Origin of the sequence: Limibacillus sp. MBR-115 (assembly GCF_040549425.1) — a bacterium.
In the GTDB taxonomy this organism is placed as follows: Bacteria; Pseudomonadota; Alphaproteobacteria; order Kiloniellales; family CECT-8803; genus Limibacillus; species Limibacillus halophilus.
This window is the reverse complement of the sequence record NZ_JBEPTJ010000004.1, coordinates 12,227-35,931: the sequence shown is the minus strand read 5'-3', so window position 1 is coordinate 35,931 and position 23,705 is coordinate 12,227. Positions and strand designations below refer to the sequence as shown.

At 59.9% G+C, this 23,705-nt stretch carries 24 protein-coding genes, 1 tRNA gene and 1 pseudogene; 11 read left to right on the top strand and 15 right to left on the bottom strand.

The annotated features are described in order from the left end of the window. Window positions 1-7: 7 nt before the first annotated feature. The 5 genes from rbfA to ABIE63_RS09815 all read left to right on the top strand — a co-directional run bounded on the left by rbfA (window position 8) and on the right by ABIE63_RS09815 (window position 4,962). Window positions 8-439 carry a 30S ribosome-binding factor RbfA gene (gene rbfA / locus ABIE63_RS09835; protein WP_183417369.1) on the top strand — a complete coding sequence of 144 codons (432 nt, stop codon included), beginning with the start codon at window positions 8-10 and terminating at the stop codon, window positions 437-439. After that, window positions 429-1,361, top strand: a complete 933-nt coding sequence (gene truB / locus ABIE63_RS09830; RefSeq protein ID WP_183417489.1) for a tRNA pseudouridine(55) synthase TruB — start codon at window positions 429-431, stop codon at window positions 1,359-1,361. Before rbfA ends, truB begins: the two co-directional genes overlap by 11 nt. Before the next feature lie 23 nt (window positions 1,362-1,384). Next, on the top strand, window positions 1,385-1,654 hold the full coding sequence (gene rpsO, locus ABIE63_RS09825; RefSeq protein WP_183417368.1) for a 30S ribosomal protein S15: 270 nt from the start codon (window positions 1,385-1,387) through the stop codon (window positions 1,652-1,654). 317 nt (window positions 1,655-1,971) lie between these two features. After that, a complete protein-coding gene (gene pnp, locus ABIE63_RS09820) occupies window positions 1,972-4,095 on the top strand; it encodes a polyribonucleotide nucleotidyltransferase (protein ID WP_354504282.1) in 2,124 nt (707 codons plus the stop codon). Between the two features lie 138 nt (window positions 4,096-4,233). Further along, complete coding sequence (locus tag ABIE63_RS09815; RefSeq protein WP_354504280.1) at window positions 4,234-4,962, top strand: glycerophosphodiester phosphodiesterase family protein; 729 nt, start codon at window positions 4,234-4,236, stop codon at window positions 4,960-4,962. A gap of 8 nt (window positions 4,963-4,970) precedes the next feature. On the opposite strand, the gene ABIE63_RS09810 is transcribed toward ABIE63_RS09815, so the two are convergent. Genes ABIE63_RS09810 through fabA form a run of 3 tightly spaced genes read right to left on the bottom strand, consistent with a single transcriptional unit; the run spans window position 4,971 to window position 7,654 of the window. Further along, window positions 4,971-5,804, bottom strand: coding sequence for an enoyl-ACP reductase (locus tag ABIE63_RS09810; RefSeq protein WP_221205914.1), 834 nt, complete (start codon window positions 5,802-5,804; stop codon window positions 4,971-4,973). 55 nt (window positions 5,805-5,859) lie between these two features. Further along, window positions 5,860-7,080 (bottom strand): beta-ketoacyl-ACP synthase I, encoded by a 1,221-nt coding sequence (gene fabB, locus ABIE63_RS09805; protein WP_354504279.1) that lies wholly within the window; start codon window positions 7,078-7,080, stop codon window positions 5,860-5,862. 40 nt (window positions 7,081-7,120) lie between these two features. Beyond that, complete coding sequence (fabA, locus tag ABIE63_RS09800) at window positions 7,121-7,654, bottom strand: 3-hydroxyacyl-[acyl-carrier-protein] dehydratase FabA (protein WP_183417364.1); 534 nt, start codon at window positions 7,652-7,654, stop codon at window positions 7,121-7,123. A 246-nt stretch (window positions 7,655-7,900) separates the two neighbouring features. On the opposite strand from fabA, the gene irrA reads away from it, so the two are divergent. The 5 genes from irrA (at window position 7,901) to rsmB (ending at window position 12,668) form a co-directional block, all read left to right on the top strand. Then, the gene (gene irrA, locus ABIE63_RS09795) at window positions 7,901-8,326 is read left to right on the top strand and encodes an iron response transcriptional regulator IrrA (RefSeq protein WP_354504277.1); all 426 of its coding nucleotides are present in this window, start codon (window positions 7,901-7,903) and stop codon (window positions 8,324-8,326) included. Window positions 8,327-8,594: 268 nt separating this feature from the next. Next, entirely contained in the window at window positions 8,595-9,008 is a 414-nt protein-coding gene (locus tag ABIE63_RS09790) for a rubrerythrin family protein (protein WP_183417362.1), read from the top strand. A gap of 286 nt (window positions 9,009-9,294) precedes the next feature. Further along, the gene (locus ABIE63_RS09785) at window positions 9,295-10,638 is read left to right on the top strand and encodes a heterodisulfide reductase-related iron-sulfur binding cluster (RefSeq protein ID WP_354504275.1); all 1,344 of its coding nucleotides are present in this window, start codon (window positions 9,295-9,297) and stop codon (window positions 10,636-10,638) included. Between the two features lie 51 nt (window positions 10,639-10,689). Next, window positions 10,690-11,283, top strand: a complete 594-nt coding sequence (locus ABIE63_RS09780) for a DUF3501 family protein (RefSeq protein WP_354504273.1) — start codon at window positions 10,690-10,692, stop codon at window positions 11,281-11,283. 95 nt (window positions 11,284-11,378) lie between these two features. After that, window positions 11,379-12,668, top strand: a complete 1,290-nt coding sequence (rsmB, locus tag ABIE63_RS09775) for a 16S rRNA (cytosine(967)-C(5))-methyltransferase RsmB (RefSeq protein WP_354504272.1) — start codon at window positions 11,379-11,381, stop codon at window positions 12,666-12,668. A 3-nt stretch (window positions 12,669-12,671) separates the two neighbouring features. Here the strand turns inward: rsmB and ABIE63_RS09770 are convergent, their stop codons facing one another. The 11 genes and pseudogenes from ABIE63_RS09770 to rplU form a co-directional block, all read right to left on the bottom strand. Further along, window positions 12,672-13,184, bottom strand: a complete 513-nt coding sequence (locus tag ABIE63_RS09770; protein WP_183417358.1) for an RNA pyrophosphohydrolase — start codon at window positions 13,182-13,184, stop codon at window positions 12,672-12,674. A gap of 96 nt (window positions 13,185-13,280) precedes the next feature. Beyond that, complete coding sequence (locus tag ABIE63_RS09765) at window positions 13,281-14,600, bottom strand: S41 family peptidase (protein WP_354504271.1); 1,320 nt, start codon at window positions 14,598-14,600, stop codon at window positions 13,281-13,283. Continuing rightward, the gene (locus tag ABIE63_RS09760; protein WP_354504270.1) at window positions 14,600-15,943 is read right to left on the bottom strand and encodes a peptidoglycan DD-metalloendopeptidase family protein; all 1,344 of its coding nucleotides are present in this window, start codon (window positions 15,941-15,943) and stop codon (window positions 14,600-14,602) included. The genes ABIE63_RS09765 and ABIE63_RS09760 overlap by 1 nt, the downstream gene beginning before the upstream one ends. Window positions 15,944-16,051: 108 nt before the next feature. Beyond that, window positions 16,052-16,513 (bottom strand): 23S rRNA (pseudouridine(1915)-N(3))-methyltransferase RlmH, encoded by a 462-nt coding sequence (locus ABIE63_RS09755; protein ID WP_354504268.1) that lies wholly within the window; start codon window positions 16,511-16,513, stop codon window positions 16,052-16,054. A 122-nt stretch (window positions 16,514-16,635) separates the two neighbouring features. After that, a complete protein-coding gene (gene rsfS / locus ABIE63_RS09750; RefSeq protein ID WP_322091264.1) occupies window positions 16,636-17,064 on the bottom strand; it encodes a ribosome silencing factor in 429 nt (142 codons plus the stop codon). Between the two features lie 2 nt (window positions 17,065-17,066). Beyond that, a complete protein-coding gene (locus ABIE63_RS09745) occupies window positions 17,067-17,723 on the bottom strand; it encodes a nicotinate-nucleotide adenylyltransferase (RefSeq protein WP_354504267.1) in 657 nt (218 codons plus the stop codon). A gap of 3 nt (window positions 17,724-17,726) precedes the next feature. Next, entirely contained in the window at window positions 17,727-19,010 is a 1,284-nt protein-coding gene (locus ABIE63_RS09740; RefSeq protein WP_354504265.1) for a glutamate-5-semialdehyde dehydrogenase, read from the bottom strand. Between the two features lie 12 nt (window positions 19,011-19,022). Next, window positions 19,023-20,138 (bottom strand): glutamate 5-kinase, encoded by a 1,116-nt coding sequence (proB, locus tag ABIE63_RS09735; RefSeq protein ID WP_354504264.1) that lies wholly within the window; start codon window positions 20,136-20,138, stop codon window positions 19,023-19,025. Beyond that, window positions 20,135-21,229, bottom strand: a complete 1,095-nt coding sequence (gene obgE / locus ABIE63_RS09730; protein ID WP_354504262.1) for a GTPase ObgE — start codon at window positions 21,227-21,229, stop codon at window positions 20,135-20,137. Before obgE ends, proB begins: the two co-directional genes overlap by 4 nt. 71 nt (window positions 21,230-21,300) lie before the next feature. Further along, on the bottom strand, window positions 21,301-21,555 hold the full coding sequence (rpmA, locus tag ABIE63_RS09725) for a 50S ribosomal protein L27 (RefSeq protein ID WP_354504261.1): 255 nt from the start codon (window positions 21,553-21,555) through the stop codon (window positions 21,301-21,303). 234 nt (window positions 21,556-21,789) lie between these two features. Further along, window positions 21,790-22,092: pseudogene (gene rplU / locus ABIE63_RS09720) on the bottom strand (50S ribosomal protein L21); the annotation flags it as partial. Window positions 22,093-22,353: 261 nt separating this feature from the next. Between rplU and ABIE63_RS09715 the strand changes: the two are divergent. Then, window positions 22,354-22,443: transfer RNA gene (locus ABIE63_RS09715), tRNA-Ser, on the top strand. 82 nt (window positions 22,444-22,525) lie between these two features. On the opposite strand, the gene ABIE63_RS09710 is transcribed toward ABIE63_RS09715, so the two are convergent. Next, window positions 22,526-23,704 carry a tyrosine-type recombinase/integrase gene (locus tag ABIE63_RS09710; protein ID WP_354504259.1) on the bottom strand — a complete coding sequence of 393 codons (1,179 nt, stop codon included), beginning with the start codon at window positions 23,702-23,704 and terminating at the stop codon, window positions 22,526-22,528. Window position 23,705 lies beyond the last annotated feature (1 nt).

The window sequence follows — 23,705 nt, the reverse complement described above, 5'->3', positions numbered from 1 at the left end:
ATTCGGTATGACAGTTAAACCGCCAAGTCAGCGCCAGCTTCGTGTTGGCGAGGAAATTCGCCACGCGCTGGCGCGCATTCTCATGAACGCGGACTTCCGCGACCCCGCACTTGTCGGGCGCGTTATTACCGTGAGCGAGGTGCGCCTCAGCCCCGATCTACGGGCCGCCACCGCCTTCGTCACCCCACTGGGCGGCGAGGAGTTGGATGACGTCGTTACGGCCTTGAAGCGAGCAGCGCCATACCTGCGTGGCTTGTTGGCCCGCGAGGTTACCCTGCGCACGGTTCCACGCCTTTCTTTCGAGGCGGACCGCTCCTTCGAGGAAGCCGCGCGCATCAACCGCCTCTTGAAAGGCGGAAAGGCCGCGCATGATCTGGCAAACCGGGAGGCCGGCGACGACGCACCTGACCCTGAGGAGAACCGGGATGATGGCGCGTAAGCGCAAAGGGGACCCGGTCAACGGCTGGCTCGTTTTGGACAAGCCCCTCGCTCTCACCTCGACCCAAGCAGTCAGCCGGATCAAACGGCTCTTCAACGCTCAGAAAGCCGGGCATGGCGGCACGCTGGATCCCCTGGCAACCGGCATCCTGCCCATCGCCCTCGGAGAGGCGACCAAAACCGTTCCCTATGCGATGGAATGCGGCAAACGATACCGGTTCAAGCTGCGTTGGGGACAGGCGACGACGAGCGACGATACCGAGGGCAGTGTCACGCAAGAAAGCGACAACCGCCCGACGAAAGCCGAGATAGAGGCGTTACTGCCCCGGTTCCTTGGCGAAATCGAGCAGACGCCGCCTCGCTTTTCCGCCATCAAGGTTGCCGGCGAGCGGGCATACGATCTGGCGCGCGAAGGCGAGGTCTTCGAACTGAAAGCACGTCGCGTGGAGATCTTTGAGCTGTCGCTTGTCGCCATGCCCGATGCCGACCACGCGGTTTTCGAGGTCGCTTGCGGCAAAGGCACCTATATGCGAGCGCTCGCGCGCGACATCGGGCTGGCTGCGGGCACCTTTGCCCACGTGACGGAATTGCGCCGCCTGGCTGTCGGCTCCTTCACTGAGGAACGTGCGATTTCCCTGGATTCCCTGGAGGCGATGGGGCATAGTCCCGCCGCCTTCGAGCAACTGCTTCCGATTGAGACCGCGCTGGACGACATCCCGGCTCTGGCCCTATCGGAAGGTGAGGCGCTTAGCCTCAGACGAGGGCAGCCGGTATCCCTCCTCTCTCGTCTTCATCGGGAGCGGATCGCGTCGCTGGAGTTGGATGAAGGCGAGGTGGTCTGTGCCCTGGCAGGAGGCAAACCGGTGGCTTTGGCACGGTATGAGGCGGGCGCTTTAAGTCCGGTCCGTGTCTTAAATCTTTAGCGATGTCGAAGGACGGATGAAGTATGTCTATTACCGCCGAACGTAAGCAGGAACTAATCAACGAGTTCGCCCAACAGGCCAACGACACCGGGTCACCCGAGGTCCAGGTCGCCATCCTGAGCGAGCGGATCAAGAACCTGACCGGACACTTGCAGTCGCATAACAAGGATTTCCATTCACGCCGCGGCCTTCTGATCATGGTTGGTCAGCGCCGCCGCCTGTTGGACTATCTGAAGCGCAAGGATCACGGCCGCTACGCGAGCCTGATCGAGCGTCTGGGACTGCGCCGCTAAGCGGCAAACATGATCGGGAGCGTGATCGTTTCGTCGACCAAGTGTGCAATCCCCGCAGGGAATTTGCGCAAGCGGACGGCTGCGGTCAGCTCCCTTTCTTTTTTCCTCGGGGACAAACCCGTTGCGGCGTCAAGGGACGTTGCCCGGATTATGACCCTGAGCCATGCATTGATGCAGGAATTCGCGCCAACGGCCGGAGTGCGGATTTCAACGACCGGGCCGACGCAAGCAGCGCCGCTTGAAAATAGCATTGGCAGCGCTTCTTTCGCGGGTCCGGTTTTCTTGTTCCGGCCGGAACCAGTAAGGATGAACCACTGATGTTCGAAATCTACCGTAAGGAAATTGAGTGGGGCGGACGCACCCTCAGTCTGGAAACCGGGCGCATTGCCCGTCAGGCAGACGGGGCAGTCTTGGCCCGCTACGGCGACACGGTTGTGCTCTGCACCGCCGTTGGCGCAAAAACACCGAAGGCCGGGATCGATTTCTTCCCGCTGACGGTCAACTACCAGGAGAAGTATTTCGCCACGGGCAAGATTCCCGGCGGCTTCTTCAAGCGTGAAGGGCGCCCGACGGAAAAAGATACCCTGGTATCGCGTCTGATCGACCGTCCGATCCGCCCATTGTTCGCCAAGGGTTACAAGAACGAGACCCAAGTCATCTGCACAGTGCTTAGCCACGACCTGGAGAACGACCCCGATGTGGTCGCCATGATCGGCGCCAGTGCTGCGCTAACCATCTCCGGTCTGCCTTTCCTCGGCCCGATCGCGGCCGCCCGCGTCGGTTACAAGGATGGTGAGTACATCCTCAACCCCCGCGTCGCCGAGATCGCTGAGAGCGACCTTGATCTCGTGGTCGCAGGCACCGCTGAAGGTGTGCTGATGGTGGAATCGGAGGCCAAGGAGCTTTCCGAGGAAATCATGCTGGGCGCCGTCAACTACGGCCACCAGGAAATGCAGGCGGTGATCAACGCCATCATTGAGTTGGCCGAACTGGCCGCCAAGGAGCCCCGCGACGTTCCGGAACAACCTGCCGAAGTCGAGGCTCTGCGCAAGGAGCTGGAAGGCGCTTTCGGCAAGAAATTGGCCGCGGCTTACAGCGAACCCGATAAGCAGGCCCGTCAGGACAAGGTTGCCGAAGTCAAGGCAGCCGCACTTGAGACCTTGGCTGAGCGAGAGGAAATGCTGGCCGTGTTCCCGGGGGTCTTCAAGTCCCTGGAAAGCGACATCGTTCGTGGCAATGTGCTTAAGACGAAGAAGCGCATCGACGGCCGAGGCCTTTCGGATGTCCGCCCGATCGTGTCGGAAGTTGGCATCCTGCCCCGCACCCACGGTTCCGCACTCTTTACCCGCGGCGAGACACAGGCACTGGTTGCCTCGACGCTTGGCACCGGCTCTGATGAGCAGATCATCGACGCGCTGGAAGGCGAATACCGCGAGAACTTCATGCTGCACTACAACTTCCCGCCCTACTCGGTCGGTGAAGCCGGTTTCATGCGCGGCCCGGGCCGCCGCGAGATCGGGCATGGAAAGCTCGCTTGGCGCGCCATTCATCCCTTGCTGCCAGCGAAGGAAGACTTCCCCTACACGCTTCGCGTGGTCTCCGAGATCACGGAATCGAACGGATCGTCTTCGATGGCAACCGTATGCGGTTCCTCCCTGGCTCTGATGGATGCGGGCGTACCGCTCAAGCGTCCTTGCGCCGGTATCGCCATGGGTCTGATCAAGGAAGGCGAAGAGTTCGCCGTCCTGTCCGATATCCTGGGTGACGAAGACCACCTTGGCGATATGGACTTCAAGGTTGCTGGATCCGAAGACGGCGTCACCGCCTTGCAGATGGATATCAAGATCACTTCCATCACACCGGAGATCATGAAGATTGCTCTGGAGCAGGCCCGTGCGGGTCGCGTGCATATCCTGGGTGAAATGTCCAAGGCCATGCAGTCCAGCCGCGAAGGCGTGTCCGACTATGCGCCGCGCATCACAGTGATCAACGTGCCGCGCGACAAGATCCGCGACATCATCGGCACCGGCGGTAAGGTCATCCGTGAGATCACGGAAGTGACCGGCGCCAAGATCGACATCGAGGATGACGGCACCGTTAAGGTCGCCGCCGTCGACGGCGTCAAGGGTCAGGCGGCCATCGACTGGATTCGTTCCATCGTGGCCGAGCCGGAAGTCGGCACGGTCTATCGTGGCAAGGTCGTGAAGACCGTCGATTTCGGTGCTTTCGTGAACTTCATGGGGCAGCGCGACGGTCTGGTGCATATCTCCGAATTGAAGCCGGAGCGCGTCAACCAGACGACCGACGTGGTCAAGGAAGGCGAGGAAGTGTACGTGAAGTGCATCGGCATCGATGACCGCGGTAAGGTCAAGTTGTCGATGAAGCGCGTCAACCAGGAAACCGGCGAGGACCTGGAGCCGAAGGAAGAAAGCGCCTCCTGAGGCCTTCCCCTAAGTAGCTAAGACGAAAGGGCGTGTCCTGTTCCGGGACGCGCCCTTTTTCTGTTGATGTGTCGAACCGCACTTCTAAGATTCATTTTACCATCTGCATTCCACATTCGATTCAAACGGGAGTTTCCCATGCTGACCCTGCCGCCCTTCATCGCCCACCGGGGGGCTTCCGCCGACGCACCGGAAAACAGCCTGGAGGCTTTCCGCAAAGCCGCAGAGTTGGGGGCGAGTTGGGTTGAGTTCGATGTCATGCTGACTGCCGACGGGGTGCCCGTTGTGCATCACGATGACAACCTCCGCCGTATCGCGGGCGTTGATCGCGACATGGCTGAAACAGACTTTGCTGAGCTCCAAGAAGTAAACGCCACGCTGGCTACTGCGATCCCATCGCTTGAGGAAACGCTGGCGGTCTTGGGCAAGGCCGGCTTGCTGGCCAACGTGGAGATCAAACCGACGCCGGGAACGGCTGCCGAAACCGCACGGCGCACCATCGACACGCTGCGTCGGCATTGGGGCCATGATACGCCGCCCTTGCTGTCCAGCTTTGATTGGCAAGCCCTGGCGGTCGCTGCTGACGTCATGCCCGCGTGGCCTCGCGGCGTTCTGATCGACTTCAGGGATACACCCGATGCGGACTGGCGCAGGGCCGCCGATCGTTTGGGTGCCTACTCGCTACACCTTGACCAGCGCTCGGCAACGCCCGCCCTGGTCGATGAGGCAAAGGCTCTCGGACTGCGCGTGCTGACCTATACGGTCAACGATCCCGACCGCGCCCGTGCGCTCTGGAATATGGAGGTGGACAGCGTTTTCACCGACCGCGTAACGGCCATCGGCGAAGCCGCAAAATCAAGCGAGTAATGCCGGTATCACTCTTTGCTGGAAGGACTGTCCATCCGTTTGGGGTTGGGTATGCCCACGGCATGGTAGCCACAGTCGACGTGATGAACCTCGCCGGTGACGCCTGCCGATAGACCGGACAACAGATAGAGACCGGAACGGCCGACCTCGGCAAGCTGTGGGTTACGATGCAGCGGCGCCTGATTTCCGGTCCAGCGGTAAACGAAGCGCGCCGCGCCGATGGCCGACCCCGCCAGCGTGCGCATCGGCCCCGCCGACAAGGCGTTGACACGTACGTTCTGGTCTCCCAGATCGACCGCGAGATACCGAACGCTGGCTTCCAAAGCCGCCTTTGCCACACCCATCACGTTGTAGTTAGGCGTTACCCTTTCCGCGCCCAAATAGGTCAGGGTCAGGAGACTGCCACCGGCCTTCATCAGGGGGGCGGCGGCGCGCGCGACCGCGGTGAAGGAATAGCAGGAGATCGCCATGGTGTGACGGAAGTTGTCACGCGTCGTATTGAGGTAGAGCCCGTTCAACTCGTTCTTATCGGAATAGGCCACCGCATGAAGTACGAAATCGATCTCGCCCCACGCCTCTTCAAGGCGCTTGAACACGCGGTCGATGTCTTCCTGACGGTCGACATCGCAAGGTTCCAGGATGGTCGCCCCAACACTCTCGGCCAACGGCTGAACGCGGCGCCCAAAGGATTCACCCTGATAGGTAAAGGCCAACTCCGCTCCCTGCGCCGCCAAGGCCTGCGCGATACCCCAGGCGATGGAGTGATCATTGGCGACCCCCATGATCAGCCCACGTTTGCCACTCATCAACTGACCCTTGGGGTAGGAAGGCGCTTCAGTCATGTTTCTCACTTCTCTTTTGCGTCTTGGTCTTGCCGCCCACTCGGGCCCTGGTCAATCAGCTATCGTAGCGGCTGAACACCAGGCAGGCATTGGTCCCACCGAACCCAAACGAGTTCGACAGCACGCAATCGAGCTTCGCGTTCTCTTCGGTGCTCGTCACTATTGGCATTCCCGCCGCGCCTTCATCAGGGGTTTCTATGTTGATCGAAGGGGCTATGAAGCCGCCTTCCATCATCAGCAGCGAGTAAATAGCTTCCGTAACACCGGCGGCCCCTTGGGCGTGTCCCGTGAGGGACTTCGTGGAGGACAGTTTTGGCTGATCCGTGCCGAACACCTCCCGAACCGCATTCAACTCGGTGATGTCGCCTGCCGGCGTGGAGGTGCCATGCGCATTGATGTAATCGACTCGCGTGTTGCCGATTGTGGAAATGGCCTGACGCATGCAACGCACGGCGCCCTCACCCGAGGGCGCGACCATGTCAACGCCGTCCGAGGTCGCGCCATAACCGGCCAATTCGCCGTAGATCTTCGCGCCGCGTGCCTTGGCATGCTCCAGTTCTTCCAAGATCACAATGCCGCCGCCGCCCGCTATGACGAAGCCGTCCCGATTGGCGTCATAGGGCCGGGAAGCTTTTTGGGGCGTGTCGTTGTATTTGCTGGATAGCGCGCCCATTGAATCGAACAGCATGGAAAGCGTCCAATGCAGTTCCTCGCCGCCGCCCGCCAACATGACGTCCTGTTTACCCCATTGAATCAACTCCGCAGCGTTGCCGATACAGTGGGCACTGGTAGAACAGGCAGAAGAAATGGAATAGCTCAGACCCTTGATCTTGAGCGCCGTGGAGAGATTCGCCGAATTTGTCGAGGACATGCAGCGCGGCACCATGTAGGGGCCCATGCGCTTAACACCCTTTTCGCGCGCGATATCGGCCGCGTCTACTTGATTGGAAGTCGAGGGTCCCCCCGAACCGGCAATCAAACCGGTTCGTTCGTTGCTGATCACGCTCTCGCTTAAACCTGAATCAGCGATTGCCTCAAGGGCCGCAACGTAGTTATAGGCTGCACCGTCACCCATGAACCGTCGGACCCGGCGATCCACATGGTCATCCAGATTTATCGTGGGTGCGCCATGAACATGGCTGCGAAAACCCCGCTCGGCGTATTCCTCGGCGAACACGATCCCCGAGCGCCCTTTGCGGAGCGATTCGGTGACTTCCTGCTTGTTGTTGCCGATGCTGGAGACAACTCCCAGCCCTGTGACGACCACGCGGCGCATGGCATTCCTCCGAAATCACTTCGTTCTAATTAGCACCTGATCAGGCACCCTGACCTGCGGTAAACAGACCGACGCGCAGATCCTTGGCCTCATAGACGGTTTTGCCATCCACTTCCAAAGCGCCGTCGGCAATACCCATCACCAACTTGCGGATGATCACGCGCTTCAAGTCCAAGCGGTAACGCACTAATTTTGCCGTCGGCAGTACTTCGCCGCTAAACTTCAATTCGCCAAGGCCCAACGCCCGCCCTTTGCCGGGCGCTCCCATCCAGCCCAGGAAAAATCCGACAAGCTGCCACAGTGCATCGAGCCCCAGGCATCCAGGCATCACCGGATCACTCTCAAAATGGCACTTGAAGAACCAGAGGTCCGGATTGACATCAAGTTCTGCCTCGATTTCGCCCTTGGCAAAAGCACCGCCCTGGTCAGAAATTCTGGTAATGCGATCAAACATCAGCATAGGCGGCAGGGGGAGCCTGGCATTCCCTGGCCCAAACAATTGACCGTGCCCGCAGGCGATCAAATCATCATAGCTGTAACTATTCTTGGCTCTCGGTTCCTGTGGGCTTGTCAAGGAATCCCCCAATTAGCGTCTTTTCATCCAGAACAAAGGCAATGAATATCAATCCACCGCCTCCGGCGCGAGTGTCCAAGCGCGGCTTTATAGTAAGGCTTGAAGCAAACAACGCAAAGGTGAACTTGGCTCTTAAGGCGTGCAAACGCAAGTCTTGCGACTTTCCTTTATAGACATTCTAGAAATCTTCTGAAGGCATTGGCATTGCCTCTTTAATTTATTCGCAATCTAGCCTATATGAAGGACATGTTACAGGCACGCCCCTATAGTCATCTGATTGAGCAACTCAAGAGCGCCGGTCTTCGACCGACCAAACAGCGCTTGGCGCTTGCTCGTCTGCTGTTCGCTCAAGGCGATCGCCACACCACCGCCGAACAACTGCATTGCCAAGCGATGGATGCGGGTGTGGGTGTGTCTTTGGCGACCGTATACAACACGCTCCATCAGTTCACGACTGCCGGTTTGTTGCGCGAAGTGATGGTTGATCCCGGTCGGTCCTATTTCGACACCAACACCAGCGACCATCACCACTTCTTTATCGAAGAACGTGGTGAACTCAAGGATATCCCGGGCGCCGCCATCGAGATTGCCAAATTGCCGGAAGCGCCTGAAGGTACGACCGTCCGTCAGGTCGATATCATCATTCGCGTCGGTCAGAGCAAGAGCGCCTGATTCGCCTCTGCAATTCCAAAAATTCGATTTATGACAGATCGCTAATTGATTGTTTTTAGTGATTCTAATCTATTGACTCTCCGGTGAAGCGGCTCTACCTATAAAGACGGTCGGCTTTTAATTGCGAGGCACGCTGCGCAAGGAGGGCCGCCCTACGGGAACGCGCTCCGGGGCACCAAACCGTGGGTCCCAATCAATGGGCCCGATTCGACGGGCTTTGGCCCAGGGGCGAATTGTCAGAACAGGTTTGAACAGAAAGGGAGAACCCATGTCTCTCAAGGGCACCAAGACAGAATCCAACCTTAAAGAGGCTTTTGCCGGTGAAAGCCAGGCCAACCGCCGCTACCTCTATTTTGCCCAGAAGGCAGACATCGAAGGTTTCAATGACGTTGCCGCGGTCTTCCGCTCCACGGCTGAAGGCGAAACCGGACATGCGCACGGGCACCTGCAGTTCTTGGAAGAGGTCGGTGATCCGGCCACGGGCGAGCCGATCGGCCCAACTCAGGCCAACCTGAAGGCGGCGATCGCCGGCGAGACCCACGAGTACACCGATATGTACCCTGGCATGGCCCGCGCCGCGCGTGAGGAAGGCTTCGACGAGATCGCTGATTGGTTCGAGACCTTGGCGAAGGCTGAGAAAAGCCACGCCGGCCGTTTCCAAAAGGCACTGGAAACCCTCTAAAGGCGCGACCTTTGGTAGGTTCTGCGAGCGGCGCTTGGTTCTGAAAAGAAATCAGATTGAGCCCGCTGGCAGTGCAACAGAACGGGCACCCCGGAGCAAACAGGGCCCAGGCACGAAAGTCCCTGTGAGACCCGCTTCGGGGACGCCCGCCCGGCTGCACCTCCTTCTACGGGCGGTGCACTACGGCAGCCCACGCCTGCAGCCGGTAAATCGCACTCACCGCTGATGATCGCGACACATACGGCTCCGGTACGCTTGAGTCCGATCAAGAGGGAGATAGGGAATCATGAGTGAAGGCAGTCTCAATGCGCCGACGCGCTATCCGTTGAACTGGGAAGATCCGGCTTTTACAGATTGGGAAGCGCTCAACGACGAGATGGAGCGTGTTTTCGATATTTGCCATGGCTGTCGCCGCTGTTTCAATCTTTGTGATTCCTTCCCCAAGCTGTTCGACCTGATAGACGAATCGGAAAGCGGTGAACTCGATAGCGTCGATCGCGCAGCTTATAAGCCGGTGGTGGATGCCTGCACGCTCTGTGACATGTGCTTCATGGTGTCTTGCCCCTACGTGCCGCCGCACGAGTTCAACATCGACTTCCCTCACCTGATGCTGCGCTACCGCTATGCGGAGCGAAAGCTTGGCAAACACAAGGACGGCTTGGAAGCGGAGATCTCCAAGACGGACCGTAACGGAAAGCTGGCTGCGAAGGTGCCGGGACTCGCCAATTGGGCAAGTCGTACAGAGAACAAGCTGACAAGGCCGTTAATCGAAAAGGTGGCCGGGGTTCATCGGGAAGCGGCCCTGCCTAAGTTCCACGGTAAGACACTCACCTTACGCGCCAAAAGCGAGGTGCCCAAGGTCAACAAGGAAGCGCCTGCGTATGGTCGCAAGGCTGTGATTTATGCGACTTGTTTTGCCAACTATAACAACCCGGAAATTGGTATCGCGGCACGTAAAGTCCTGGCGCACAACGGCGTCGAAACCGAGGTGGTCTATCCTGGATGCTGCGGCATGCCGCAACTCGAGCAAGGCGACTTTCCGAAAGTCAGCGAGAAAGCCAGGCATGTATCGGCTGAATTGGGCTCCTGGATTGCCAAGGGCTACGACGTGATTGCACTGATCCCTTCATGCGCGTTGATGTTGAAGTTCGAGTGGCCGCTGATCCTGCCTGACGACGAGGGCGTAGCAACCTTGTCCCGCGCCACGCGCGACCTCTCAGAATACATCGTGGAGATTGCCGGAAAGGAAGGCCTTGCCGAGGGTCTGAAGCCCCTGCCGGGCGGTGTGGCGCTTCATCTGGCCTGCCATGCTCGGGCGCAGAACATGGGTGCTAAGGCCGCTGAAATGATGCGACTCATTCCCGAGGCAGATGTGGGTGTGATTGCACGCTGCTCGGGACACGGCGGCTCCTGGGGCGTCATGAAGCAGAATTTCGAAACCGCTCTGAAAGTTGGTAAACCCGCCGCGCGCCAAGCCGCCAAGGAAAACAAGACCTTTTTGGCCAGCGAATGCCCCCTTGCCGGAGAGCATCTGCAGCAGGGAATAGACCGCCTGGGGTTGACCGAGAAGCCAAAGATCGAGCTGGCCAGTCACCCGATTGAACTCTTTGCCCGGGCATACGGGCTGTGAAGGCACAGCGCGGCCGAGTGCCGCGCTCAAGATCAAGGAGTACTGATACCAATGGCCCGCCAGAATCGTGAGATATCGCGCCAGGACATCCTGCCGATGGACATCTATGAAAGTCAGCGCAAAGAGCGCCGCCGCGACCTCGTTGCCCTGAAACGCAACCGCCGCGTGGAAGTTGGCCCCGTCGCGACCTGGTACTTCGAAAACTACGAGACGATGTGGAATCAGATTCACGAAATGCTCTATATCGAGCGTGGCGGTGAGGCGCAGATTGCGGACGAGCTGTCCGCCTACAACCCCTTGATACCACAAGGCCGTGAACTTGTTGCAACCGTCATGTTCGAGATTGACGACGCCGAGCGCCGCAAGCGTTTGCTCGGCAAACTGGGCGGCATTGAGCTGAAAGCCTTCCTGCGTGTGAACGGCGAGGAAGTGACCGCCCGTCCGGAGGAAGACGTGGAGCGAACGACCGCTGATGGCAAAGCGTCTTCCGTTCACTTTCTGCATTTCGATCTAACCGACACACAGGCAACGGCCTTCAAGCAACCCGGTGCCGAAGTAGTCATCGGTTTTAGCCATCCGAACTACCATCACATGACTCAAATCTCCGAGGAGGTCCGCAGCGCGCTTGCCCAGGACCTTGACTGATACGCTTTGTCGGAGAGAATGCAGCACCTCTGGGTTGCTGCCCCCTAGCGGCACAGGCAACTCGCCCCCGACACCCGCACGAAGGGACCGAGAATTTGGCGAAGGCTAACAGCAGAGCGCTCGCATTACGCCTGCTCATCGATTGTCTGGAGCGTGGGCAACCTTTGGATCGCCTGCTCGCTGGAAACGTTGCCCTCGGTCAGCTTGAGACCCGCGACCGCGGCTTCGTGCGCCAGATGGTCGCGACGACCTTGCGGCGGCTCGGCCAGATCGACAACGCCCTAGGGGCTTGCCTGGACAAACCATTGAAACCCCGTCAAGCCGACTTACGAGCCCTGTTGCGCCTGGGTGCGGCACAAATTCTCTTCATGGCCGTGCCCGCCCATGCGGCGGTTAGCGAAACCGTCGCCCTGGCTGACGGAAAGCTGAGCCCGTTTCGGGGCCTAGCCAATGCAGTGCTCCGCCGTCTCGAACGAGAGAAAGAGAGACTGTTGGCCGACCAGGACGCCGCCCGTCTCAACCTGCCGTCCTGGCTCTGGTCGTCGTGGGCATCGGCTTATGGCGAAGCCATGACCCGGAACATCATGGCCGTTCAAATGGAAGATCCCCCCTTGGACATCAGTGTCAAGGAGGACCCCGAGGCCTGGGCCAACCGACTTGGCGCCACCATTCTGCCCGGCGGCAGTCTGCGCTTGACCGGCGGCAGCGGCGAGATTTCCGCCTTGCCCGGCTTCGCCGAAGGTGCTTGGTGGATCCAGGATGCGGCGGCGGCGCTTCCCGCTCGTTTGCTGGGCGACCTGAGCGGCCAGCGGGTGTTCGATCTCTGCGCGGCGCCTGGCGGCAAGACAGCTCAACTCATCCTGGCCGGCGCTGTGGTCACCGCTCTCGATCAAGATGCAAAGCGTCTGGCGGTCCTCAGGGAGAACCTCGGTCGCTTGTCCTTGACGGCTACTGTCGTGCAAGCGGACGCAAGTGCGTGGACGCCTGTGGAACAGGCCGATGCCATCCTGCTAGACGCACCCTGCTCGGCCACCGGCACCTTGAGGCGGCACCCGGATATTGCCTGGCTACGCAGGCCGAGTGATATCGCCAAGATCGTAACGTTGCAGCAAAAGCTGCTCGTACGAGCCGCCAAGCTCCTCGCCCCCGGCGGTACGCTGGTTTATGCGGTCTGTTCGCTGCAACCGGAGGAAGGACCGCAGCTCGTAGACTCGTTTCTGGCTGAAAGGAGCGATTTCGCGCGCAAGTCGATCCAACCTGAAGAACTTCCGGGATTGGAGAACTTGATCACCGCCGCTGGCGATCTGCAAAGCCTGCCTGGCCACCTTCAAGAGTTGGGGGGACTAGATGGTTTTTATGCCTGCCGGCTCGTTAATCGGGGCTGATTTTTAGGGCTGTAGCAGGTGCGAAAAGGCCGCAAGCACGCGCTTATAAAGGTCCTGCTTGAACGGCACGATCAGGTCCGGGAGTTGAACGTGATTGACCCAGCGCCAATCGTTGAACTCCGGGTCACCGGTCTCCAAATTGATCTCTGCGTCGCTCCCGGTAAAACGCATGGCAAACCATTTCTGTTTTTGCCCGCGATAGCGGCCTTTCCAAAGCTTGGGTATCAGATCAACAGGTAAATCATAGGTGATCCACTCGTGACTTTCAGCGAGTGGCTCGGCGCTGGCTGTGCCGATCTCCTCCTCCAGTTCACGAAACGCGGCCTGCAAGGGATCTTCGTCCTTGTCGATCCCACCTTGGGGCATTTGCCAGGCTTCACTCTTCATATCGCAACGCTGGGCCACGAACACCTTGCCTTCGGCGTTAAGCAGCATGACGCCCACACCCAGACGATATTCCAGCCGCTCGATCTCTTCGTCCGTGAGTCTTCGTGTTGCTTCAGGGTCGTAGCTCATGGTTGACGCTGATATCTCCCGCCTTCTCTTATCAATCACCGTCGGGAGAGGGTCTGGATTGACCTACCCTCTCCCGAATGTGTCGGAACAATCGGCTTAATTCGCCGCCCGCTCCTTGAACAAAGCCAAGCCCCGCAGAAGGTCAAGGGCACGAGAAAGCTGGTAATCGCTGCTAGAGGCTGCTGCCGGTGCGGCCTCTTCGCCCTCGCTCGGAGCTTCCTGCGCTTCCGGAGCGGGTGCTCCTTCCTCTTCAGTCGCCGGCGCCCCTGCCTCATCTCCGTTGGTTAGCGCACCGCGCAGATCAGCCTCGCGGCGACGGCTGCCAGCATCGATCTCCTCGAGCCTGGCTTGCTTCACCTCTATGTCCGGCACGATGCCGGTCGCCTGTATCGACTGGCCCGACGGTGTGTAGTAACGCGAGGTCGTCAGACGCATAGCCCCGTGCCCGGGCAGCGGTATGATCGTTTGCACCGAGCCCTTGCCGAATGACTGAGTGCCCATGATAATCGCGCGGCCGTGGTCCTGGAGCGCGCCCGCGACAATCTCCGAGGCCGATGCGGAGCCGCCGTTGATAAGCACGATCAGCGGCTGTCCGTTCACCATGTCCCCGGGCTCTGCATTGAAGCGATAGGTTTCCTCTGGATCGCGCGCGCGCGTCGACACGATCTCACCCTTATCCAAGAACGCATCGGTGACCGCGATGGCCTGATTCAGCAAACCTCCGGGATTGTTTCGAAGATCCAGGACCCAACCGATCACCTTGTCGCCCAGCTCTTTCTTCAAATCGGCAATGGCCTTATCGAGGCCGGGGGACGTCTGTTCGTTGAACGCCGTCACGCGGATATAGCCGATGTTGCCTTCGACGCGGCTGCGGACCGACTGAATACGGATCACATCACGGGTGATGGTAATGTCGAAGGGTTCCTGGTCGCCGCGGCGGATCGTCAGGACGATGTCACTTCCGACTTCGCCCCGCATCCGGTCAACCGCATCGGAGAGGTTCAATCCCAAAACCGGTTCGCTGTCCAGGTGAGTAATCAAGTCGCCGGCTTCAACACCTGCCCGAAAGGCTGGCGTATCGTCGATGGGCGAGACCACCTTGACGAAGCCGTTTTCCATCGTGACCTCGATCCCTAGACCCCCAAATGCCCCCTTCGTCTGCACCTGCATGTCGCCGAAGGAATCGGCGTCGAGATAACTCGAGTGCGGGTCGAGCGATGACAGCATGCCGTTGATCGCGGCTTCGACGAGTTCCTTGTCGGTGACTTCCTCGACATATGAGGAACGAACCCGCTCGAATACGTCGCCGAACAGCTTCAGCTGTTCATAAGTATCCGACTTGGAGCTCTGCGCGTGGAGGACGCCCGGTGCCAAGAGCAACAGCAGCAAGAGGGCGGGGAGAAGCTTCCTTAGCATCAGCTTTTTACCTTTTCTTTTTCCTGGGCCAGCCAGGGTAAGGGATCGATCGGCCGCCCGTCACGCCGCAACTCCAGATAAAGCTCCGGATTGCCGGTACCGGGATCGCCCATCACGCCAACCGGCTCTCCGGCCAAGACCCACTGTCCTTCAATGGCATCGATCCGCTCGAAGCCCGACAGCAAGCTATGATATTGCCCGGAATGCTCGATGATCAAGATAAGCCCATAGCCCCTGAAATTCTGGGCGTAGACTACTTTACCGTCATAGGGTGCGACAACCTGCGCGCTAGGTCGTGTCTCCAGATAGAGCCCCTTGGCATTACCGCCTGCTTTGGATTGCGGCAAGGCGGCGCCAAACCGGTAACGCAGGTGTCCGCGTGCAGGAATGACGAGACTGCCAGGGTTGTCGGGAAAGGGACGCACATCCTCGGGCATTGCAGAGGGCGCCAACAGCGCTGTCTGTGCGGGCTCTTCCACAGCCGGGGCCATGTTTTCCGCCGTTCCGTCGGCAGTCTGGCTGGACTCCGTCGGCGTGACAGAGGCCGGTGTCGTCGCAGGTGAAGGCGGCGGCGGCAAATCCGGTTTGATCGCTGGTAGGGTGATGCTGGCCAACAACCGCTCTCTCTCAAGGCGGGCAATCAAGTCACGAAGGTCGGCGGCTTTTTGCGACAGAGCCTGCGCATGAGCCCGCGAAGCCGCGAGTTCCTCGCCCGTCGCTGCTTCCAACGCAACCTTTCGTTCAAGCAATTGTGAAAGACCATCACGTTCTTTCGCCAGTGCAACCTCGGTCGCCAGCAGGTCTCGTTTTTGTGTTTCGATCTGGCCGCGCAACACCGCTAGATCGGAAAGGTCGGTCCGAAGGTCGCGCGCTTCCTCCTCAATCCGGGGGAGTGCGGCCTGAAGCACCAGATTTCCGCGCGCCAAGTCAACCGGCGATCCGGGGCCCAGCAACAAACTTTCCTTTGGCAGCAGCGACATACGCTGTAGTCCCTGGATGATGCGGGCCATCTGCTGACGGCGCTGCCTGAGATTCACCCTCGCGCGCGCTTCCTCGACCTCGAGAACGGTCAAAGTTTGCTCGATCCGAGACAACTCCGACTCCAACTCTTGCGCCTTGTGAGCACCATCAACCAACTTGGCGCGGATAGCCTGCATCTCGGATTGCAATTCCTTTGCTTTAAGACTCAAAGCCTCAGATTTCTCGCGGTCCGCTTCCAAGGCCTTTTCGACCTCCATCAGCGCTGTCGGCGCCTGGTCGCCATTCAGCGCGGCCTGCTGCCCTGCAGCCGGGCTACCGACCAACAGGGTTGCAAGCAGAATAACCGGACAGTAAGGCCTCATTGCGGCATGGCTCTCAGCATATCTCTCGACGCGGCCTCCTTGGGCGCAGCAATTGTGCGTGGGATTCCGGTCAATATTATATGGGATTGCATGCCGTCTGTCGCAGCCTTAGACGCCACGGTGATAAGGGTGGCCCGCCAATATCGATTGAGCGCGAAACAACTGCTCCACCAAAAGCGTGCGCGCCAGCATGTGGGGCAAAACCATCGCGCCGAAGGACAGTTTGAAGTCGGACCTCTCGATGACTTCTGCCGACAGGCCATCGGCACCGCCGATCACAAAGGCCACCTCCCGGCGGCCCTCGTCCTGCAGGCCTTGCAATAACGCCGCGAAGGCCTCACTCGAGATGTTCTTGCCGCTGCGCTCCAGTGCGATGACGTAAGCGTCGGTAGGCAAGCTCGACAACAGGGCAGCGCCTTCCGCCACCATCAATTGCTCGGCGGGCAAGGGCCGTTTTTCTTCGACTTCCTTGAGGATAAGCGGCCAGGAAAGACGCTTGGCGTAGTCATCGTAGGCCGGCGCCAGTTCACTGCGCTTCATCCGCCCAACAGCGGCCAATGTGATGCGCACGTCGCCCTCCCGAGACCTCGGCCCAATTTCAAGATTCTCACCGCCTGCTCCAGCACTCGTCTACCCAGCGCCAGTCAGGTCCGTCCAGCCCCGGCCCGGTTTTGGGCCAATCTCAGGATCGTTCAGGCCTGGCCCGCGGTTTCCAGTACGTCACTGCCCCACATCTTCTCAAGATTGTAGAACGCACGTACTTCCGGTCGGAACAGATGAACGATGATATCGCCAGCATCAATCAGGACCCAATCGCTGCGTCCCGCGCCTTCCACTGCCACTGAGAGTTTGCGCTTCTTCAACTTCTCGCGCAGATGCTCAGCCATGGCACCGACCTGGACCGTGGAGCGGCCCGATGCGATCACCATGTAGTCGGCAATGCTGGTTTTTCCGGAGAGATCGATAACAATGAGGTCTTCGGCCTTATCGTCATCCAGGGAGCCCTCCACAAGCTGGAGGATTTCTTCACTGCTCGGAAGCGCGGCGACCTGCGCCTGACCTCCGTTCGTTTCACTCTTTGCGCCTATGACTGCACCTCCGTCGTTTGCGCTCTTTTGCACCTTCATCCCGGCCAGTCGGGATGGATAGCGCGAATGCGCGTCGCCGAGAGCGGATTCTTCCGGCCATGAACATAAACCCAGGCCGGAGGCTGGGTGGTCACCAATAGCCCGGCCGATTTCTCGGGCAGACGAAACTTGGCAAACCGCTGAGCCGCCTTGGCTAACGTCGCTCTTATAGAATAGGGCGGACGGTCGAAAACCGCAACGGGAAGCGACTGAAAGATTGCTTCCCAATCCTGCCATCGATCAATCTGGCAGAGGTTGTCGGCACCCATCAGCCAAACAAACCGAACACGCGGAAACAAGGCCTTAAGCACCGCCAGCGTCTCGGCGGTATAAATGGTTCCAAGCTGACTTTCCAAGGTCGTCACCCGGATGGCCGGATGACTGGCCTTCCGTTCGGCCGAGGCTCGGCGACGCGCCAACTGGGCCATGCCCTGTTGGGGTTTTAGTGGGTTTTGCGGACTCACCAGCCACCAGACCTCATCCAAACCCAGGCGTCGCAGTGCAGCCATGGACAGTTCGCGGTGTGCTTCATGGGCCGGGTTGAACGAGCCGCCCAAAAGCCCAATCCGGGCGCCCGGCGGCGGGAGTCGTCCGCCAAGCGCCTCTGCGAGATGGCGAGGGGTCAAGCGCCACGCTGTTGGGTGGTGCGTCATTGACTAGGGGCGAACCTGGCCACTGCCATGCACGCGGTATTTCGTACTGGTGAGCTGTTGGGCTCCGACCGGCCCACGGGCATGCAGCTTGCCCGTCGATATGCCAATCTCGGCCCCCATGCCAAACTCACCGCCATCGGCAAACTGGGTCGAGGCGTTGTGCAGGACGATACCGGCGTCGACCTCGGCCATGAAGCGCTGTGCCGCTGCTGCATCCTCGGTCACGATACATTCGGTGTGATGTGACCCATGGCGATTGATGTGTGCAACGGCCTCGACCAGATCATCGACAACCCTGACCGAGAGGATTGGTGCGAGGTACTCAGTATCCCAATCGGCGTCAGTGGCCGCCTTCACATCAGGCACCAACGCGCGCACCGATTCATCACCCCGCAGCTCGCAACCGGCCTCGGCCAAATCGCGGAGAACCGGCTGCAAGTGGCTGGCAACGGCGGCACGATCGACAAGCAGCGTCTCGGTTGCGCCGCAAATACCCGTGCGCCGCATTTTTGCGTTAAGGGCGATGGCGCGGGCCTTGTCCAGATCAGCGGCGGCATGGATATAGGTGTGACAAAGACCATCCAGATGGGCCAGCACCGGAACCCGGCTTTCATTCATCACCCTCTCGATCAAACCGCGCCCACCACGCGGTATGATCACATCGACGCTGTCGCTCATCTTCAGCAGGATACCGACGGCCTCCCGGTCGCTGGTCGGCGGGCGCTGGATCGCCGATTCGGGCAAGCCAGCGGCTACTAGGCCATTCTGCAAAGCCTCCAGAATTGCGGCGGATGATCGCGCGGACTCGGAGCCGCCACGCAGAATCGCCGCGTTACCGGCCTTCAGGCAGAGTGCACCGGCATCGGCTGTTACGTTCGGGCGGCTCTCGTAGATAATTCCAATGACGCCCAAAGGAACCGACACTTTCTCGATTCGCAGGCCGTTGGGACGTGTCGTCGATTCCAGAACACGGTTGAGCGGATCGGGGAGCTTGGCAATTTCCTCCAAACCAACCGCCATCGCCTCCACGCGCTGGGGATTGAGCTCAAGGCGATCCAAAAGCGCCTCGGTCAAACCTTTCTCGCGGGCATCGGCCATATCTGCGCCGTTTGCAGCCAGAATCTCGTTCTGGCGCGCGCGCAGTGCGGCTGCAGCGGCCAACAGGCCGGCATTGCGCTGAGCGTCACTGGATTGCGCCAGAATGCCCGCCGCCGATTTCGCTGCCTTGCCGAGCGCCATCATTGACCGGCGCAGATCATCCTGGTCAGGAAACACTTCCGCTTTCATCGCCATCACTCCTCAGCTCACCACCAAGTCGTCACGGTGGATCAGCTCTTCGCGCCCACGGTAGCCGAGCAGGCTTTCGATTTCACGGCTCTTGTGACCTTTGAGGCGTGCTGCGTCTTCCGAGCCATAGGCGACCAAGCCGCGCGCCAGTTCCTGCCCCTGCGCATCGTAGACCAGCACCGCGTCACCTCGTTGGAACGCGCCCTCAACGGCAATCACACCAGCGGGTAGTAGGCTCTTGCCGCGTCGCAGTGCGCCGGCCGCGCCCGCATCTACGATTATGCGCCCCGATGCATTCAGGCTTCCGGCTATCCAACGTTTGCGCGCCGTCAAGGGCTCCACGGCGGAGAGGAACCAGCTACAACGAGCGCCGTCACGGAGCTTGCGCAAAGGATTTTCGTGCCGACCATCGGCAATGACCATACGGCACCCAGCCGCGGTCGCGATGCGCGCTGCCGCCAATTTGGTGATCATACCGCCGGAGGAATAACCCACGGGGGCAGCGCCCGCCATCGCTTCAATCTCAGGCGAAATTTCCGCAATTTCAGGTAGGTGCCTGGCGTCCTGATTGCTGCGTGGATCGGAGTCGTATAGACCATCGATATCGGAGAGCAACACCAGTGTGTCGGCGTTCATCATAGCCGCGACTCTTGCCGCCAGACGGTCATTGTCGCCGAAGCGTATCTCCGCCGTCGCCACGGTATCGTTCTCGTTGATAACCGGCACCGCGCCTAGGCGCAACAAGGTGCCCAGAGTGTTGCGCGCATTGAGATGACGGCGGCGCTCTTCCGTATCGCCCAAGGTCAGAAGAACTTGAGCGACAGTGATTGCATGGCGGGCCAATGCCTCTTGATAGGCGTGCGCCAGGCGCACCTGCCCGGTCGCCGCCGCCGCCTGCTTTTCTTCAAGCTTGGGTGGCCGGGCGGTCAAACCCAAGTGCCTCCGTCCGACCGCAATGGCTCCGGAGGAAACCAACAGAACCTCGGCGCCTTGAGACCGCAAATCCGCAACGTCGTCGGCCAATGCTTCCAGCCAGCCACGTCGGATGGCGCCGCTCTTCTCCTCGACCAACAAGGACGAGCCGATCTTGATCACTACCCGTCTGGAGTCCGACAGGCGCTGGCTCATGGTTGCCAGTCTCCAACCTCGCCACCGAAAGTTTTGCCTTTCGCACCGGCTTCATCGGCTGCGCCCAGCGCCGCCTCCCGCCGCTCCCGGCGATCGACTTCGATGATTTTCCAGAGCGCGCCGAGTACGTCCTTGACGCCCTTGTGGCTAACACCGGAACAAAGCCGGACTTGCGCCCCATTGGCTGCCCTGCTCAGGGCAGCTTGACGTTCCTTGATGGCCGCGCCGTCCAATGCATCGACCTTGTTCAAAACCAACACTTCCGGCTTGTCGGCCAATTCCGCCGCATAGGCGCCCAATTCACCGCGGACCGTGTGATAAGCCTCTGCAATGGCGTCGGGCTCGGCCGTACCATCCACGAGATGCAGCAGGACGCCACAGCGCTCGATGTGGCCTAGAAACCGGTCGCCCAGGCCCTGGCCTTCATGCGCACCTTCAATCAGGCCGGGAATATCGGCAAGAATGATCCGCTGCACGCCATCCAAATCCACCACGCCCAGGTTCGGGTGAAGCGTGGTGAAGGGATAATCGGCGATTTTGGGTTTGGCCGCGCTGACAACCGAAAGGAAAGTCGACTTGCCGGCATTGGGCAACCCGATCAGTCCAGCATCGGCAATCAGCTTCAGACGCAACCAGACCCAACGCTCCTCACCAGGATAACCCGGATCGTGCCGACGCGGCGCGCGGTTGGTCGCCGACTTGAAATGGGCGTTACCGAAGCCACCGTCACCGCCGCGACAGATCGTCACCCGCTGACCAATCTCGGTCAGGTCGGCAATCAAGGTTTCCTTATCCTCGTCAAGAATTTGGGTGCCGACGGGAACTGCGATCAACATCTCCTTGCCGTCGGCGCCTGTCATATCCTTGCCGCGGCCGTGATGCCCGCGTTCGGCTTTGAAGTGCTGGCGGTAACGAAAGTCGATCAGGGTGTTGAGTCCTTCCACCGCCTCAAAAACCACGTCGCCCCCGCGGCCGCCGTTGCCGCCGTTAGGTCCGCCGAACTCGACAAACTTCTCGCGCCGGAACGCCACACAGCCGTTTCCGCCGTCGCCGGACTTCAGGTAAATCTTGGCTTGATCGAGGAACTTCATAATCATCCATAACAAAAAGGGGGGAACGGCAAGCCGTTCCCCCCGAAACTTTCACCTGCGGTGGGGTCCGCTTAAGCCTGCGGCTCCACCGAGATCGTGGTGCGGTCGCGCGTCTTGTGGAAGGACACCTTGCCTTCGATCAGCGCAAACAGCGTGTGATCACGACCCATGCCGACGTTGGTGCCGGGATGATACTTGGTGCCGCGCTGCCGTATCAGGATGTTGCCCGCCAGGACCGCTTCGCCGCCAAACTTCTTGACGCCAAGACGGCGACCTTCTGAGTCACGACCGTTCCGTGAGCTACCACCAGCTTTTTTATGTGCCATGGCTGCTTACTCCTTTGTCTTGTCCGCCGCCTTCTTGGCGGCAGTGGTCTTCTTCGGCGCAGCGGCTTTCTTGGCCGGAGCCTTAGCGGCAGCCGCCTTCTTAGGGGCCTCCGCCTTGGGTGCGGCCTTCTTGGGAGCCTCAGCTTTCGCGGGGGCCTCGGCCTTTTCCGCAGTCTTTGCTTCAGCCTTCTTGGGAGCCGCGGCCTTCTTGGCCGGCTTTGCGCCGTCGGTCAGGATGTCGGTCACACGCAGCACCGTCAGGTCCTGGCGGTGACCCGCCGTGCGCTGATAGTGCTTGCGGCGCTTCTTCTTGAAGATCGTGATCTTCGGGCCGCGTGTCTGCTCCACCACCTCGGCGGTCACAAGCGCACCGGCGACAGTCGGCGCACCGACCGTGGCTTTACCGCCGTCACCCAACATCAAAACCTGGTCGAGTTCGACCGTGGCACCGGCGTCACCCGCCAGCTTCTCCACGACCACGATATCATTCTTGGCGACCTTATATTGCTTGCCGCCCGTTTTAACTACAGCGAACATGGCGTTCATCATTCTTCAATTAGTGCAGAAAACCGTTTTCGCGGGCATCACCAGGAAATCCAAATCCCCAGTGCCCGTGAGGCCGTCGCACTATAGCCATGGACCCGAGGCTGTCAACGGATTTTGGCGAAGAATCTTCATGATGTCCGATGACCCTTTCAACGGCTTGCAGCCGGTGAAGGCTTGGGGTAGTGTCCGCGGCGCTTCGGCCAGGGCATGATGATTACCTGGTATCGCTCTTCGAATGCAACCTATCTCAGCGGAGGGGTGCCGGAGCGGTTGAACGGGGCGGTCTCGAAAACCGTTGTGCGCGAAAGCGTACCGAGGGTTCGAATCCCTCCCCCTCCGCCAAAAACCGCAGAAATCCTAGATTCTTGATTAAGCCTGCCGGGTGCCAGGCGCAAAAGTGGGTGCACAATGGGTGCACATCGGTTCACGACTTGTCCTCCTTTAGTGCTTCCATGAACGCGCTAGCGATACCTGCAGCCTCCTTGTCGCGCTGCTCATCGACATGGACATAAAGGGCCATGGTGATTGAAGGCGTCGAATGCCCGAGGCGCGCCTGCACTGATTTAACATCGCGCTGGGCCGCGTAGAGAAATGACGCGTGCGCGTGCCGTAGGCCATGGAAAGGAGCTACGTCGCGCGGAAACCCCACCAGGTCGCCGACCTGGCGCGCGAGCCCAGATACATGCGCCGGCCGCCAAATCACTCCACCATGGTTTGGGAAGACAAGGTCCAGATTCTGCCAAAGGTCGCCCAGCGCCAGGCGCTCACGTGCCTGCTCTGCGCGGTGACGCTTCAACAACTCGCAAAGGTCTTGCCCGATCGCCAATGAGCGCTGGCTGTTCTCAGTTTTTGGAGCCTGCAGAAAGGTTTCGCGGTTTACCGTTTGAGCGGTTTGATTCACGTATAGGCGGCCGGCCTTAAGGTCGAGGTCGCACCATCGCAGACCCAGTATTTCCCCAAGCCGGAGACCGGTCGCTAGTGCCAGGTAAAGCGGCCCATAGATTCTGGAGCCTTCAGCCGCAGTCAGCAGCTGGCGCGCCTGCTCAATCGTGGGAGCCTTGGCGCGAACGCGCCTTCCTTTGGGCTTTTCGACCGCCAAGCAGGGATTTGAGGGTATTAGCTTCCAGCGCACTGCGTCGCTTAGAGCTTTGCTCAATACCCTGAAGTGGTTCCGAATGGTGTTGGCGGCCATCGGCCGCGAACCCCTGCCGCCCTTGCGGGCCAGCACTGCCAGTGCCTCTTCGAGTGTGAAGGGATCCAATGTATCAATCTTAGCATCCCCCACCACCGCGCAGAACGAATTACAAACCGTCCAGTAACTCGAAATAGTCTTTGGCTTCAGTTCGCCGTGCGCTTCCAGGCGCCTACACCAGCGCTCAAGGAAGCGCCCGAGGGTCATGCCGCGCTCTGGCGTCATGCCGCGCCCTTCGAGCGTTAGCTCAACTTCAGCCTTCCAGCGCTGCGCGTCGCGGTATCGCTTGAAGTACCTGCTGCGCTGGATCCTCTGATCACCATGGTCAGAACCAGCGGTCCAACGAACAATCCAACCGGCCCGCTCATCGCCTCCTGTTGTTCTCGGGGATTGTCGCTGGATACTCGCCATG